This window comes from Pseudomonas sp. SR18 (assembly GCF_023701505.1).
Taxonomy (GTDB): Bacteria; Pseudomonadota; Gammaproteobacteria; order Pseudomonadales; family Pseudomonadaceae; genus Aquipseudomonas; species Aquipseudomonas cyclaminis.
Genome location: NZ_JAMQAU010000024.1, coordinates 1 through 14,579 on the forward strand (window position 1 = coordinate 1; position 14,579 = coordinate 14,579).

Genomic DNA, 14,579 nt, shown 5'->3' on the forward strand with positions numbered 1-14,579 from the left:
TCTTCAACAACTTCAACCACTTGCGCTTCAGATCTCTCATCAGCGGGAGGCGAATTCTACAGCGTTACACGCTGCTGTCAACACCTCTTTTTCAACTTCCTTTTGGCTTCGATGAACTGAAGCAACCTGCTGCCGAAAACTGCGTAACCCATTGTTTATAAAGGATTTTTCCGTTTCGACTGCGCCGGAAGTGGGGCGAATTATAGGCTTCCAGAATCTGCGGTCAAGCGTTAATTTGGTTTTTCTATCAAATGGCACGCAGACCTGCAAATCCTTCTATATATAGAGCGCCCCCCACGTAAGAAGGTGTATTTGAAGCTCGCCATCAAGTTACGCGCCGCGCCGACTCGCCATTGCTGAACGGTGCTTGGGCATGGGATGACTGCATGGGTTGCGTCCTTGTCTTTGAGGGCGTTTGCCTTGTACCCGATCCATGTGGTGACTGGATACGCTCGCCAAGGCGAGTTGGAACCTGGCCAATAAATATTGTTCCTCCTGCATCCAACCCGGCAGGTCTTTTTTTTCACGCCGATAACGGTGATCATCGCCCTCCCCGCCCCCAGAGGAACCGACACCATGGAATTGACGCTGGAAGCTGTTGCGCTCTTTGCACTCAAACTTGTGCACGAGGAGGACGGCGGCAGTCCGGTATTAAGGGACGACCTGGTGATGGATGGGTATGAGCGGGAGGTGTTTGGGTTGCTTGTGCGGCAGGGGGACTTGCCGACGATCCAGCTCAAGTTGCGTGCGTGTGTTGACCAGGCACTGGCAGCACTGGGCGGCGCGGATACGGTGTTGGGGCGGGAGTTGCAGCGATTGGCGGGTGAGGTGCGGCAAGCCCGCACGCTGGAGGAACTGAACCCACCGCTTGACGCACTCAAGGACTACCTAAAAGCCATCCAATGACGCCATGTGGAGGGCTTGCCCCCGATGGACGCCAACGATAGCGCGCTCTAATTGACTCACCACAAGGACCGTCAAATGATCGACTTCAACAACAAAGGCTTCTTCAAGCTCAAGCAAAACAACGAATACGCCGAACGCGTCTCGGCCCTGCTGCTGGACGGCGAAGAAGTCATCGACGCCTACAAAGCCATGCGCGACGGCGTGGTCTTCACCACCAAACGTATCATCGCCGTAAACGTGCAGGGCATTACCGGCAGCAAGAAAGACTTCACCTCACTGCCGTACAAAAACATCGTCGCGTACTCGGTGGAAACATCCGGCACGTTTGACCTGGATTCGGAGCTGGAGATTTACTTTTCGTCGCTGGGAAAAGTGAAGTTTGAATTTACGGGGAAGACGTCGATCGTTGAGATTTCGCGGATCATCTCCAAGCATCTGCTGAGCTGATCAGCAGATATACACCGATCAAAATGTGGGACGGGCGGTGCGACGATTCGACTTGCCCCCGATAGCGCCCTCCCCCACACCATCAAACCACAGCGGTTTCTCCAGGACCTGGAACGTAGTAAACGTCCCGCGGCTATAGAAAGCACGCTTACTTTTCCCACAACCTCCATCGAAAAATGCCAATTCCATCCCCCTGATCCCTCCCCGTAGCCTCACTCCCTCGCACAAGGAAGTGAGCCCCTCATGTCAGAACGCTTTTACCCTCCAACCAAGGAACAACTACGCAAGCAGCGCATCCTGACGCCACAGCCAAAGCGTGCGGCCTATTCACCGTTGATTGATTTATTCGAACCATTCCCTGCCGCAAAATCTGCACCCGCAAAAGCGCCTGGCTGTGTTTTCGTGAAGCCTTGCCAACTGCCCGACGGCCACACCCACTACTCAGATCCCACTGCCTACGTACCACTTGAGCTGATCACGGAGTACGGCCATTTCAGCCTGTTGGGCGGCCGTGAAGTTGACAGCCGGGGCGCTGTTGCCCTGCGCAAGATCAGCGGCAGCGCCTTGCCCGTTGGCTTGGGGCAGTTGGCGTTGCGTACGGCGGTCGTGGAGTCGGCCGCTGCCGCAGTCGGTTCTGTGGCCGCGCCTTTGTTAGGCGGGTTGGTAGCGTTGGTGTGGCCCGGGAAGCTGGGCGATAGCGCGCTGTATAGCGAGGAGCAATTACGCTCGCTGCAGCAGGCGCGTTCGCAGATGCGTTTGCATATCGAGCAACGGGAAGACGGTACGCTCAAGGGCTATGGTTTTTACACCGGCGACAACCCCGCCTGGCAGATGATTGAAGTGGTGCAGCTCCAAACACGCAGCGATCAGTTCGTAGCAGATTTGGGTGAGGGTGTTGAGCTGATCTGGACGCCCGCCGTTGACCCAAGTGACACGCTGGGGATTCCGGCGTTGCAGGCTGCGCCGCAGGCGCCGGTGATCTGGATTTACCCGCCTACGGAGAAGGCGGCGCAGATTCTGGTGAACCCGATTTACCCGCCGCAGTATCGGGATTTTATTCTGGTGTTCCCCGTGGGGTCCGGGGTTCGGCCGCTGTATGTGGTGGTGAGTGAGCCGCGGAAGGGGCTAAAGAATCCGGATCATGATTACTTTCCAGCCCCCCGAACAGAAGACATAACGGGCTTTCCTGGCTTGATCCCCCAAAGGCCTGTCACACCAAGGAAAGGCGGGAGTGGCTTACGCGAGCGCTGGATAGATGCAAAAGGCCGGAAATTATTCGAATGGGATGCCAAGAAAGGCGAGCTGGAAGTTTATCGAAACAGTGACTTGGAACACCTCGGCGCATTTGACCCATATACAGCTGAACGCCGAGGACCTGCGAAACCAGAACGCCGAATTTACAGATGAACAGGAATTCAAATAATGGTTATGAAAATCCGATTGCGCTGGTACGAAAAGCATAGCAATGACTTGAAAGCGGATGAGTATTCAGCCGACGTCGATGATGCAGACAGTGTTTTTGAAGCGTTAGATCTAGCCGAAGAAACCGCGATATATGCCGACGTTTTCAATCTGCTGCCTAGCTGGATACCGATCATTCAGCCGCACTTTCAGCACGTGATTGAACCCTCCAATCTCGACTACCAAATCTCCTTCCGCTACCAAGGCGCCTGGCCGCCAACTCCAAAACAACCCAAGGAAGCGTCATGAGAGCCACAGCAAAAAAGCCCCTCCTCTACCGCTCCGTCAACACCCGAACCCGTGGCGTGCGCCACGGCAGTGGTGGCGCTTACCGGTACGAACGGAATACCAAGACCGAAAAAGACACGCTCGCCACCCGAGGTTCAATGCACAACCATCAACGCCACGGTTTTGATTACACGCCGCTGTTCCGCTTCCTGTTGTCCAAGGTCGGTCAGCCATGGGACGCGGTTTTCAGCGAAGCCAACGCACGCCTGGATCGGCCGAATCCGGTGTTCTGGGTGGTTGCGCTACATGAAAGCGAGAAACAGGATTACGTGAGAACGGATGAAAACAGCTACTACAGCGGCCTATACGTCGACGACGCAGGTCTGCTGCAAAAGGTAGAACCACAACTGACACCCGAAAACATGAAACCTTATTGCGACTGCTGCACCCACACCTTCAACGGGGTGGTCGTCACGCAAGCGGTGGGCTATGCCCACCGCTGAATAACCGCTTAACCCGCCTTCGTCTCACCCCCCGCCCCACCAATCAACACCCGATTCGCTGGGTCCGTAATATCAAACACCTGCTGCATACACGCCGAACGACTCGGCGAGAACTGGAACTCCACCAGATACACCTTGGCCTTCTCCGGAACGAACGTGCTCACCGGCGGCACGCAGCTGTAAAAATCCCCATTGCCGATGCTGCCAGCGCTGCCGAATACGGTGAGTTTCTTACCCGGATCGGCCTGGGTTTCCAGCTGTGGAAAACGCCGGAACCCGGCGCTGGTTACTGTTTGGATAGTTTTGGCGATCCAGTTGAAGACTTGGCCTTCGCCGTTGTACACCACGGTGCCGAGGATTTCCGGGCGTTGGTCGGGGTCGCCTTCGCGGCTGATGGCGAATTTGACGGGGTTGTTGCCGCCCACGGCTTTCATGATGACTTTGGCGTGTTCGGCGTCGACGGTCACGGTTTTCTGGCGAAACTGGATGCCGTCTTTAAGCAGGGTCGGCGAGGAGTCGCGTTGGTTGGATTGGCAGGCGCACAGGGCAAGGGCGAGGGAGAGCAATGCGATTCGCTTCACGGGATGTCCTTATCGGTGTGAGGGGGGTGTGATGACTGGACTCGGAATTGAACGGAATGTTCCGCACTCTCCAAACCTTGAAGGCTGGCCACGATCTCTCCGGTGAGCGTTTTTTTGTGGAGAGCAGGCTTGCCGATGCCGACGTGATCGAGCGTCGGTTGCGCGCGCTCCTGACTACGGCGCAACAATGTGCGCAAGTGATTATTTGGGCTGGAAGGTCTCAAGGTACGCCAGGATATTTTCAATCTTCTCCTGATCACTGATCCCCCAGAAGATCATCCGCGTACCACTCACCACCTTCTTCGGCGCCTCGATGTAGGCGGCGAGTTTGTCCCGCGTCCAGACCACGCCGGAATTTTTCATCGCATCGGAATACTGATAGTCGGTGGTGGTGCCGGCAGGCCTGCCGATGATGCCATTGAGTTCCGGCCCAAACCCGCCGCGCGCGCCTTCGCCGACGCTGTGGCAACCGCCGCAGGTCTTGGTGAACAGCTTGCCGCCCGCCTCGGCATCGCCGGCCGCCAGGGCTGCATGGGTGTTGAAGATCAGGGCGAGGGTCATCACGGCACGGTACTTCATAGGGACTCCACATCGGCTGGTGCGACGATTATGCCTGTTTGTCAGGAACGCATGCCCATCCAGATCACCGCTTCGGTCCATGCAGTGACCACGGGCGTCAGCATTTTGAACCAGGGATCATTCACATCGATCTGCGCCGCCGACTGGTCGTGATGGTGCTGTTCCTCATCCACAATCGAAGCAATGGCCGCCACCGCCAGCGGGTCGATGTTGCGCAGGGCGTGCAGCTGATGGGCCAGATGTCTAAGCACCACGCTTTCGACCGCCACGGTGGTGGTCATGATGGCTTTGCGACCACAGAGACCGGTGAGCAAACCCAACGCCAGTCCGCCGAGCCCGCACAGCCAGTAGCTACGGCAACGCGGATATCCTCGGCGCTGCAACTCGGCTTTGAACACGGCACGGTGGCGGCGCTCGTCGCCGAGGAACTCGGTGAGTTCCGCGACCAGGCTCGGGTTGAACAGCCGGGCTATAAACAGTTGGCCGCTGTAGATGCAAATCGCGCCATGCTCACCGGCGTGGTCGACTTTAAGCATGCGATTGCCGAGGTCATGGTCGATCAAGTGAACGTTCACGGTTGATAGCCTTTTGCGTGGGTTACAAAGCGCAGCCATCGTGCCGCACCTCCCGCCAAATACGCAAACTAGACACTCTGAATGACCACCCATCGTTTAGGACATATCCAATCGAACCTATCCCGCCGCGTTCGACTCCACCTTACTAACCCCTGATGGTGGAGTAAGGATCATGGCTCAGCCATCGATTTTAGTGCTGGAAGACGACGAGATCATTCGCTCGTTAATGGTGGATGTACTGGAGGAATTCGGGGCGCATGTCACCTCGTTTCCTTCGGCGGATGAAGGGATGATTTTTCTGGAGCGTGATGATGAACAGGTCGACCTGATCGTCAGTGATGTTCAGATGCCTGGTTTGCTCAACGGCTACGACTTGAGTCGGGTGGTGGCTCATAGATGGCCGGAAGTGCAGGTGGTGCTGACATCCGGCAACACGAAGATCGCGGCGCAACTGGGGGGGTCGGTGCGGTTCCTGCCAAAACCGTGGAGCGCCGAACACCTGCTTGAGTGTGTGCAAACGGCGCTGACGCAACAAGGCTCGCGCCTGCATTGATGGCGTCGCGACATCACTTAAACCGAACTTTGGGACACGCGCTGCTGTCATTAATGAGCAAGGAGCGATTTTTCTGATCCGCTGGTCAGACTCTTCGCCTTGTGCATACAGCCAATGGCCATGAGATGTGTAGAATCGTCGCCCACTTCTATGCGTCATTTACGGCCGGCAGGCCCACAGTTCGAGCTTACTGAATGCATTCACAGGTCCCTGACGTTGCTGCGCCCTCATTGCTGGAAGCGTTGCGCACAGGCACGGCCCTACTGCATGTCGCGCTGGAAAAGCGCCTGCCGTTTTTCAGCGAACAACTGGATGCCGACTGGTATCGACGCTTGCTCCAAGCGTATTACGGTTTTTATGGACCAATGGAAGCAGCGCTGTATGACTGTGAGTTGATCCCCGAAGGATTCGACCCTGTACTGCGTGTGAAAACCCCGACGCTGTTGAACGATCTTCATGCCCTTGGCCTGAATGACGACGCCATCAACGCGCTGCCCTGCCGCCCCCACCTCCCGCGACTCGACTCTCCCGCCGCCTGCCTCGGCGCTTTGTACGTGCTGGAAGGCGCCACCTTGGGCGGCCAGGTGTTGCGCCGGGAAATGGCCAAGCGCCTGGACCTGGATGCCGACAACGGCGGTGCATTTCTCAATGTGTATGGCGCCGAGACCGGTCGGCGCTGGAAAGACTTTCTCGACTATCTGGGCCGCCGGCCGCAGGACGCGTCAGCCAGACAGCGTGCAGTGGACGCGGCCCGTTCGACATTCAGCTGCTTTGAGCAATGGCTCGACAGCCAGGAGGTACTGCTATGAAACCCGATGATTTTGAGGAACTGCTTGCCAACTGTGCCGACGAGCCGATCCGCTTTCCGGGGGCGATCCAGCCCCATGGTGTGTTGCTGACGCTGTCCGACCCCGACCTGAAGATCATTCAGGTCAGTACCAACGTCGCCAGCCTGTTCAACCATGCGCCCGAAGCCCTGTTGGGCCAACCACTGCATACGCTACTGGGCGACGAGCCTGCTGCTGCCGTGCAACACATGGTTGAGCACAACAACTTTATCGACGCGCCGCCGCTGCACGTGACCTTCAACGGTGCCAAGTTCGACGGCCTGCTGCATCGCCATCAGGGCGTGCTGGTGCTGGAGTTCGAACCCTTGCTGGAAAACTTCCGGCCACGGGCAGTGAAGGGTCGCACCAGTGATCTGGGCAAGATGCTGCAACGTTTGCAGGCGGCGAAAACCCTGCAAGCGCTGTACGAAATCAGCGTGAATGAAATCCAGGCCATGACCGGCTACGACCGTGTGCTGATTTACCGCTTCGAAGAGGAAGGCCATGGCCAGGTGATTGCCGAAGCGTCGGCGCCGTCCATGGAACTGTTCAACGGGCTGTTCTTCCCCGCGTCCGACATCCCCGAGCAGGCCCGCGAGCTGTATCGCACCAACTGGCTGCGCATTATTCCCAACGCGGCCTATGAGCCGGTGCCACTGCTGCCCAAGCTGCGCCCGGACAGCGGCGAGCCGTTGGACCTGAGCTTCGCCACCCTGCGCAGTGTGTCGCCGATTCATTGCCAGTACATGCAGAACATGGGCGTGCTGTCGTCCATGAGCATCTCGTTGATGAAGGGCGACAAACTCTGGGGCCTGATCAGTTGCGGCAACCGTGAACCACTGCTGGTACCCAACGAGTTGCGCACCACCTGCCAGACCATCGGTCAGGTATTGTCATTGCAAATCAGCGCCATGGAAGCCCTGGACCTGAGCCGCCAGCGCGAGGAAAAAGTCGAGGCCCTGGCGCTGCTGAATCAGGCGATGAAAGCCTCAGCGGACAACGTGTTCGATGGCCTCGCCCAGCAAGGCCAAGTGCTGATGGACCTGACCCTGTCCGGCGGCATCGCGATCATCGAAGATAAACAACTGCACCGCTACGGCAACTGCCCGGAACCGGCGCAGATCCGCGCGTTGCACAAGTGGCTGCAAGAGAGCGGCGAGCCGGTGTTTTCCAGCCATAACCTGGCCTCGGTCTACCCGCCAGCCGCTGAGTTCCAGCAAATGGCCAGCGGTGTCCTGGCCATGAGCCTGCCTAAACCGGTGGACAACGGCGTGCTGTGGTTCCGCCCGGAAGTGAAAGAGAACATCAACTGGAGCGGCGACCCGAACAAGCCGCTGGACATGGAGAACTCCAACGCTGGCCTACGCCTTCGCCCACGTACCTCGTTTGAAATCTGGAAAGTCGAAATGGCCGGCATCTCCACCAAGTGGAGCCATGGCGACCTGTTCGCCGCCAACGATTTGCGTCGCTCCGCCCTGGAAAACGACCTGGCCCGCCAGGTGCTGCGCGAGCAACAAGCCGTGCGCGCGCGCGATGAACTGGTGGCGGTGGTGTCCCACGACTTGCGCAACCCGATGACGGTCATCTCGATGCTGTGCGGCATGATGCAAAAGGCCTTCAGCTCCGACGGCCCACACACTTCGCGGCGGATTTCCTCGGCCATCGACACCATGCAGCAAGCCGCCGGGCGCATGAATGTGCTGCTGGAAGACTTGCTCGACACCTCGAAAATCGAGGCCGGGCGCTATGTGGTCAAGCCGGTGGCGCTGGATGTGAGCCAGATGTTCGAAGAGGCCTACTCGTTGCTCGCACCGCTGGCGATGGAAAAAGGCATCGACCTGTCGTTCAACGCCGAGCCTGGTCTGTTGATCAACGGTGACCCGGAGCGGCTGTTCCAGGTGCTGTCGAACCTGATCGGCAACGCCATCAAGTTCACGCCACGCCAAGGCAATATCGGCATCAGCGCCATGAGCAACGGCGAAGAAATCGTGTTCTCGGTGCGCGACTCCGGCGAAGGCATTGCGCCAGATCAGTTGCCCCATGTGTTCGACCGCTACTGGACCCAGACCGAAAACAACCCCACCGGCAGTGGCTTGGGGCTGTATATCACCCAAGGCATCGTCCAGGCCCATGGCGGCAAGATCGTGGCGGAGAGTGAGGTGGGCCGTGGCAGTGAGTTCCGGTTTACCGTGCCGAAGGTGATTGGAGACTCACACACCTGACACTCCCACCGTGATCTGGTGTTGTCATCACACCGGCAACACCACCACCACCTCCAACCCACCGCCCGGGCGTTCTGCCAGGGTGAGAGTGCCGCCGTGCTCCAGCACAATAGCGCGGGCAGTAGACAGGCCAAGCCCAACACCGCCGGTGCTTTTATTGCGTGAATTTTCCAGGCGATAAAACGGCATGAACACCTGTTCGCGGTGCTCGGCGGCAATCCCCGGCCCGCGATCCCGCACGCGGATCACCACTTGATGCGCCCCTTGTTGCAGTTCGATTTCCGGCGCGTGCCCATAGTGAATGGCGTTGTCCATCAGGTTGGTCATCACGCGCTTGAGGCCCAGGGGCCGGCCGAAGTACACCAGGCGTGGCGGGCCGCAGCGCCAGAATCGGCGTCCCTTTTGCGGAGACTGTGCCCATGCGTGCGCTGACCTAACCCCACCACCTGGCTCGCCAGGCGGTACTGTTGCTGACTGTGTCCTACCTGGCGGGCTGTGCGAACCCGACGAAAGCGCCGTCCACCCGCTGCGCGCAGGTGAACTACCCGGTGCATGACCCGGCCGAACGGGTCAACCGCAGTGTGTTTGCATTCAACCGGGCGGTGGACAACTACGCGCTGGCGCCTGTTGCTCGCAGTTACCGCTACCTCCCGGAATTGTTCCAGCAGGGTGTGCATAACTTCGCGAGCAACTTTAGCGAGCCGAAGGTATTTATCAACGATCTACTGCAAGGCAACCCACGCCGTTCGGTCAACACCCTTGGCCGTTTTGCAGTGAATACCACGGTAGGTGTGGTGGGGCTGATTGATGTGTCGGACCGCCTGGGCATCCCGCGCCACTCCGCCGACTTTGGCCAAACGTTCGGCGGCAAGGTGTTGAGCTTCCTGGTTTCGCCGCTGGGAGACAGCGATACCGTGCAGACATTGGGCACCATCAGCCTGGTGGGCGGAACGGTCGACACCCGGGCGTCATTGTTGCCGCTCACCGATAGCCTGCAAAAACTGCCGGATTACTACAGCGCGTTACGTAATGTGGTGGCACAAAACCGCGCAGCCTTCGTGCTGGAAGGCAAGGAAGGCGCGACATCCCCTGCCAGCGAAGGCTGCGCAAAGGGCGCCGCTGATGACTTCTGACTACGGTCGTCACGGCCGTCATATCTTGCAGCAGGGCGTTTATAGCTCACCGCCCCCCTCCTCTATAAGTTTGACCCCACTTCGCTCCAATGAGCGAAGTCACTCGCACTTAATAGAAGGAAACTTCCGTGCTAAGCCCTATCAACACCGTTCCATTCCCCACTCAATACCCCGCAGCGCCGCAGGATGACGCCGCCCTTCAACGCAAGAAGCGCAGCATCGATGACCCTCGATCGCAACTGGAGCCTCAGGAGTCCGACGGTTCAGCGCGCAACAGCCGACGCACGGGCAGCGGTGGCCTGGACAGCCTGGGCAAGGGTAACCTGCTCTAAATCGTCGCACGAAGGGCTGTGCACAGCCCTTCGTCTCCACAAGCCGCCACGCCTTAACAAAACACTGACATCCATTGCGCTAACCTTGCCGGTTCAACCCTGCCCGGAGCCTTTTACTGCATGCCACATCCCGACACCTTGCCCGCCGTGCTCGCCGGCCCTCTGCTGCGACGCCTCGAACCCCAGCGGCTGGTGCTGTGGCTGGTGGGAAGCCGAGCATTGCCACTGATGCTGAGGCTGCAATGTGCCGAGCAACGCCTGGATATCCCGCTAGGCCAGGACCAGTGCCAAGTCGTGCCGGTGGGACGCGAGGCGTTTGTCCACCTGATTGATGTACGACTGGAGGAAGCGCTGCCGCAGGATGTCGTGATCGACTATGACCTGCTCGTCGACGGCATTGGCATTGCCCAATGGGCACCCCACTTGCTGTACGCCAAAGCCCAATATCCGAATTTCGTGCTGCACAGCCGCATCCATCAACTGGTACACGGTTCGTGCCGCAAACCTCACCACAGCGCCGACGAAGGCTTGCTCTGCGTCGATCGCCTGCTGGCCGATGCACAAACACCCGCCGACCGTCCGGCCTTGTTGATAATGAGCGGCGACCAGGTGTATGCCGATGATGTAGCCGGGCCAATGCTGCGGGCGATCCACGGGCTGATTGCGCGCCTGGGCCTGTTTGACGAATCTCTGGAAGGCGCCGTGGTCGACAACAGCGCCAGCCTCTACGCACATAGCGCCAGCTACTACAACCGCGCCGATCTGCTCCCGGCGCTGGACAGCAACGAGACCCTGCGCGAGCGGTTTTTCGGCGGCGTGAAAAAGCCGATTTTCACCAGCAGCACCGCCGACAATCACCTGGTGACCTTCGCCGAGGTCATGGCGATGTACCTGCTGGTGTGGTCGCCCACGCCCTGGCGCCTGATCAACCCGCAGCCACCCCAACTGAGCGCCGATGAATCCTTGCGCTACGCTCGCGAGCAGGTGACGGTGGATAAATTTCGCGAGGGCTTGCCGGGTGCTGCGCGGGTTTTCGCCCATCTGTCCACACTGATGATCTTTGACGACCACGACATCACCGACGACTGGAACCTCAGCGCGCAATGGGAAGAAACCGCCTACGGCCATCCATTTTCCAAGCGCATCATCGGTAACGCCCTGCTCGCTTACCTGCTGTGCCAAGGCTGGGGGAATAACCCGGATGCCTTTGATGATCTGGTGGGCCAAACCCAGGCACTGGCAACCCAGACGCAGAACAATCATCTGGATGCCCTCGCGCAGGACAATTTGCTGGCAACCCTGCTGAAATTCCAGCAGTGGCATTACGTCCTGCCCACCACGCCGGCCCTGGTGGTGCTCGATACCCGCACACGGCGCTGGCGCAGCGAATTCACCCTCAAGCAACCGTCCGGCCTGCTGGACTGGGAAGCCTTGAGCGAACTGCAGCAGGAACTGCTCGATCACCCCTCGGCCATCATCGTCTCGCCCGCGCCGATTTTTGGCGTCAAGCTGATCGAGACCGTGCAGAAAATCTTCAGTTGGTGCGGCCATCCGTTACTGGTGGACGCCGAAAACTGGATGGCCCATCGCGGCGCGGCCCAGGTGATCCTCAACATCTTCCGTCACTCGCGCACGCCGGGTAACTACGTGATCCTCTCGGGCGACGTGCACTACTCGTTCGTCTACGAAGTACTGATCCGCCACCGCGACGCTGGCCCCAGGATCTGGCAGATCACCAGCAGCGGCATCAAGAACGAATTCCCACCGCGACTGCTGGAATGGTTCGACCGTCTCAACCGCTGGCTGTACTCGCCGCGCTCGCCTCTGAACTGGTTCACTCGCCGGCGCACCATGCAGGTGGTGCCGCATATTCCGGAACATGCCGAAGCCGGTGAACGGTTGTGGAATTCAGCAGGGATCGGCCAGGTGTTTTTCAACGAGCGGGGGCAGCCTGAGGCGATTTACCAGCACAACGCCGATGGGAAACCTCGGACAAGGATGGTGGCGCCAAAGCAGTAGCCTAATGCCACCACCCAACAGCATCACAACCCCCCTATTCAAAGCGTTCAATCACCGTTGTAAAGTAGCCCCAGCCACGGAGTATCGGCGTCAATATTGGTAGGCCTTGGTTGCCTGCCGCGGCAAGGAATGCGCAGATGAACGATACTTCCGGCAACAACCCGCTCAATCATGCTTTTACTCACTTTAACGCCGACATGTTGCACACCGTGCTGGAGCTGGTCAGCGACGGCATTTGGGACTGGAACGCCAATACCGGGTTCGTCTACCGCAGCCCAGGCTGGTACGAAATGCTGGGCTACCCTAGCCACTCCCTGGAAAACAGTGTGTTCACTTGGGAGAGCGTCATCCACCCGGAGGATTACCCCCACGTGATGACGGTGTTCGATGATTACATCCACCGGCGCACGCCCCATTACCAGACCGAATACCGTTGCCGCAAAAACGATGGCGGCTACCTGTGGATTGAAGACCGTGGTTACGTGATTGCACGCAATGAAGACGGTTCGGTTGCACGCATGGTGGGTGCCCATCGCGATATCCATCTGCGCAAGTCCTCGGTCGAGCAGTTGGAGCGACGCAATCAATCCCTTGAGGCACTAGTGGCCGAGCGTACGCGCGAGCTGTCGCGGGTCAATCAGCAGTTGCAATTACAACTGGACGAAAACCGCTCACTGGCCGAACGGGATGCCTTGACCCTCGTCGCCAACCGTTACCGCCTGGAAAAAGTGCTGCTGGAAGCCTGCGACCGCGCCCAGCGTTTTCGCCTGCCACTGGCACTGATCGCGATGGATATCGATGACTTCAAGCCGATCAATGACCGACACGGTCACGGCGTAGGCGACCAAACCCTGGTGCAGGTCGTGGAATGCCTGGAGAGCTGCATCCGCCCAGGCGACCTGCTGGCGCGCTGGGGTGGCGATGAATTCATGGTGGTGCTGCCAAAAAGCTCGCTGGAAAACGCCAGGACCCTGGCCGAGAACATCTGCCGAACGATGCGCAACATGCCGATACGCGATGACCTCGTCGTCACCCTGAGCCTGGGCGTGGCCGAGCGGCGCATGGATGAATCCCCCGCCGCCCTGATGGCACGTGCCGATCAGGCGCTGTATCGCGCCAAGGCGGCGGGGAAAGATGGCGTGTCGGCGTAGCCCTGTCAGCGCACCGGCGGCGCGTACTGGATGCCGCCGTTGTTCCACAGGGCATTGAGGCCGCGCTTGATCTTCAACACGCTGCCCTGACCAATATTGCGCTCGAACACTTCACCGTAGTTGCCCACCTGCTTGACGATCTGCACCACCCAATCCTTGCGCAGTTTCAGGTCCCGACCGTACTCGCCATCGGCGCCGAGCAACCGCGCAACGTCCGGGTTCCTGGTGGTCTTGGCCTGCTCTTCGACATTCTGCGAGGTGATGCCCATTTCCTCGGCGTTGATCATCGCGAACAGAGTCCACTTGACGATGCTGAACCACTCGTCATCGCCCTTGCGCACCAGCGGGCCCAGCGGCTCCTTGGAGATCACTTCCGGCAACACGACGAATTCATCCGGATGGGCCATCTTGATGCGCTGTGCGTACAGCCCGGACTGATCGGTGGTCAGCACATCGCAACGCCCGGCCTCCAGGCCCTTGGCGCTTTCGTCGGCGGTGTCGAAGGTGATCGGCGTGAACTTCAGGCCGTGGGTGCGAAAGTAATCGGCAACGTTGAGCTCGGTGGTGGTGCCGGCCTGGATGCACACGGTTGCGCCGCCCAGTTGCTTGGCAGCGGTGACACCCAGTTTGTTGTTCACCAAAAAGCCGATGCCGTCGTAGTAGGTGACGCCGGTGAACACCAGGCCCATGCCCGAATCGCGGGAGCTGGTCCAAGTGGTGTTGCGTGAGATCAGGTCGATTTCGCCGGACTGCAGCGCGGTGAAACGCTCCTTGGCGGTCAACTGGGTGAACTTCACTTTGGACGCATCACCAAACACGGCCGCCGCTACGGCGTGACACACATCCACGTCAATGCCGGTCATCTTGCCGTGGCTGTCGGGCACGCCAAAACCGGGCAACCCGTCGCTGACACCACACTGGATAAAGCCTTTTTTCTGGATCGCGTCCAGGGTCGAACCGGCATGCGCGGTGCTGGCCAGCCCAAAGACGGCGGCGGCACTGATCATGGCCAAGGTGGTTTTAAATGGGTTCATGCGAGGCTCTCCCTGTCGTTCCTTATTA

General features: G+C 59.1%; 16 protein-coding genes and 1 pseudogene. 12 read left to right on the forward strand and 5 right to left on the reverse strand.

Going from position 1 to position 14,579, the window contains the following annotated elements:
* Positions 1 to 576 precede the first annotated feature (576 nt).
* From NDJ82_RS25620 to NDJ82_RS25640, 5 genes are all read left to right on the forward strand, one after another.
* A complete protein-coding gene (locus tag NDJ82_RS25620; RefSeq protein WP_191960119.1) occupies positions 577 to 906 on the forward strand; it encodes a hypothetical protein in 330 nt (109 codons plus the stop codon).
* 75 nt (positions 907 to 981) lie between these two features.
* Positions 982 to 1,353, forward strand: a complete 372-nt coding sequence (locus NDJ82_RS25625) for a PH domain-containing protein (RefSeq protein ID WP_053257892.1) — start codon at positions 982 to 984, stop codon at positions 1,351 to 1,353.
* A 243-nt stretch (positions 1,354 to 1,596) separates the two neighbouring features.
* Positions 1,597 to 2,760, forward strand: coding sequence for an S-type pyocin domain-containing protein (locus tag NDJ82_RS25630; RefSeq protein WP_250926548.1), 1,164 nt, complete (start codon positions 1,597 to 1,599; stop codon positions 2,758 to 2,760).
* A 15-nt stretch (positions 2,761 to 2,775) separates the two neighbouring features.
* The gene (locus NDJ82_RS25635; RefSeq protein ID WP_191948300.1) at positions 2,776 to 3,063 is read left to right on the forward strand and encodes a colicin E3-like toxin immunity protein; all 288 of its coding nucleotides are present in this window, start codon (positions 2,776 to 2,778) and stop codon (positions 3,061 to 3,063) included.
* Positions 3,060 to 3,545: a hypothetical protein gene (locus NDJ82_RS25640; RefSeq protein ID WP_250926549.1), complete on the forward strand. Its 486-nt coding sequence runs from the start codon at positions 3,060 to 3,062 to the stop codon at positions 3,543 to 3,545. The genes NDJ82_RS25635 and NDJ82_RS25640 overlap by 4 nt, the downstream gene beginning before the upstream one ends.
* Positions 3,546 to 3,553: 8 nt before the next feature.
* Here NDJ82_RS25640 and NDJ82_RS25645 read toward each other — a convergent pair whose 3' ends face one another.
* From NDJ82_RS25645 to NDJ82_RS25655, 3 genes are all read right to left on the reverse strand, one after another.
* Positions 3,554 to 4,126: a hypothetical protein gene (locus NDJ82_RS25645; protein WP_250926550.1), complete on the reverse strand. Its 573-nt coding sequence runs from the start codon at positions 4,124 to 4,126 to the stop codon at positions 3,554 to 3,556.
* Positions 4,127 to 4,327: 201 nt separating this feature from the next.
* Positions 4,328 to 4,705, reverse strand: coding sequence for a c-type cytochrome (locus tag NDJ82_RS25650; RefSeq protein WP_099587294.1), 378 nt, complete (start codon positions 4,703 to 4,705; stop codon positions 4,328 to 4,330).
* A 41-nt stretch (positions 4,706 to 4,746) separates the two neighbouring features.
* A complete protein-coding gene (locus NDJ82_RS25655) occupies positions 4,747 to 5,280 on the reverse strand; it encodes a demethoxyubiquinone hydroxylase family protein (protein WP_250926551.1) in 534 nt (177 codons plus the stop codon).
* A gap of 172 nt (positions 5,281 to 5,452) precedes the next feature.
* Here NDJ82_RS25655 and NDJ82_RS25660 point away from each other — a divergent pair, with 172 nt between their 5' ends.
* The 3 genes from NDJ82_RS25660 to NDJ82_RS25670 all read left to right on the forward strand — a co-directional run bounded on the left by NDJ82_RS25660 (position 5,453) and on the right by NDJ82_RS25670 (position 8,882).
* Positions 5,453 to 5,833: a response regulator gene (locus NDJ82_RS25660; RefSeq protein WP_099587293.1), complete on the forward strand. Its 381-nt coding sequence runs from the start codon at positions 5,453 to 5,455 to the stop codon at positions 5,831 to 5,833.
* A gap of 194 nt (positions 5,834 to 6,027) precedes the next feature.
* Positions 6,028 to 6,642, forward strand: a complete 615-nt coding sequence (locus NDJ82_RS25665; RefSeq protein WP_250926552.1) for a biliverdin-producing heme oxygenase — start codon at positions 6,028 to 6,030, stop codon at positions 6,640 to 6,642.
* Positions 6,639 to 8,882, forward strand: a complete 2,244-nt coding sequence (locus NDJ82_RS25670; RefSeq protein WP_250926553.1) for an ATP-binding protein — start codon at positions 6,639 to 6,641, stop codon at positions 8,880 to 8,882. The genes NDJ82_RS25665 and NDJ82_RS25670 overlap by 4 nt, the downstream gene beginning before the upstream one ends.
* Positions 8,883 to 8,909: 27 nt before the next feature.
* Here the strand turns inward: NDJ82_RS25670 and NDJ82_RS25675 are convergent.
* A pseudogene (locus NDJ82_RS25675) lies at positions 8,910 to 9,260 on the reverse strand (sensor histidine kinase); the annotation flags it as partial.
* Between the two features lie 68 nt (positions 9,261 to 9,328).
* Here NDJ82_RS25675 and NDJ82_RS25680 point away from each other — a divergent pair.
* The 4 genes from NDJ82_RS25680 (at position 9,329) to NDJ82_RS25695 (ending at position 13,517) form a co-directional block, all read left to right on the forward strand.
* Positions 9,329 to 10,015: an MlaA family lipoprotein gene (locus NDJ82_RS25680; RefSeq protein ID WP_502941247.1), complete on the forward strand. Its 687-nt coding sequence runs from the start codon at positions 9,329 to 9,331 to the stop codon at positions 10,013 to 10,015.
* Between the two features lie 128 nt (positions 10,016 to 10,143).
* Positions 10,144 to 10,347: a hypothetical protein gene (locus NDJ82_RS25685; protein WP_191960114.1), complete on the forward strand. Its 204-nt coding sequence runs from the start codon at positions 10,144 to 10,146 to the stop codon at positions 10,345 to 10,347.
* A 120-nt stretch (positions 10,348 to 10,467) separates the two neighbouring features.
* Positions 10,468 to 12,366, forward strand: a complete 1,899-nt coding sequence (locus NDJ82_RS25690) for an alkaline phosphatase D family protein (protein ID WP_250926555.1) — start codon at positions 10,468 to 10,470, stop codon at positions 12,364 to 12,366.
* A 137-nt stretch (positions 12,367 to 12,503) separates the two neighbouring features.
* The gene (locus NDJ82_RS25695) at positions 12,504 to 13,517 is read left to right on the forward strand and encodes a sensor domain-containing diguanylate cyclase (protein ID WP_250926556.1); all 1,014 of its coding nucleotides are present in this window, start codon (positions 12,504 to 12,506) and stop codon (positions 13,515 to 13,517) included.
* A 5-nt stretch (positions 13,518 to 13,522) separates the two neighbouring features.
* Here NDJ82_RS25695 and NDJ82_RS25700 read toward each other — a convergent pair whose 3' ends face one another.
* Positions 13,523 to 14,551, reverse strand: coding sequence for an amino acid ABC transporter substrate-binding protein (locus NDJ82_RS25700; RefSeq protein WP_158877516.1), 1,029 nt, complete (start codon positions 14,549 to 14,551; stop codon positions 13,523 to 13,525).
* Positions 14,552 to 14,579: the final 28 nt, after the last annotated feature.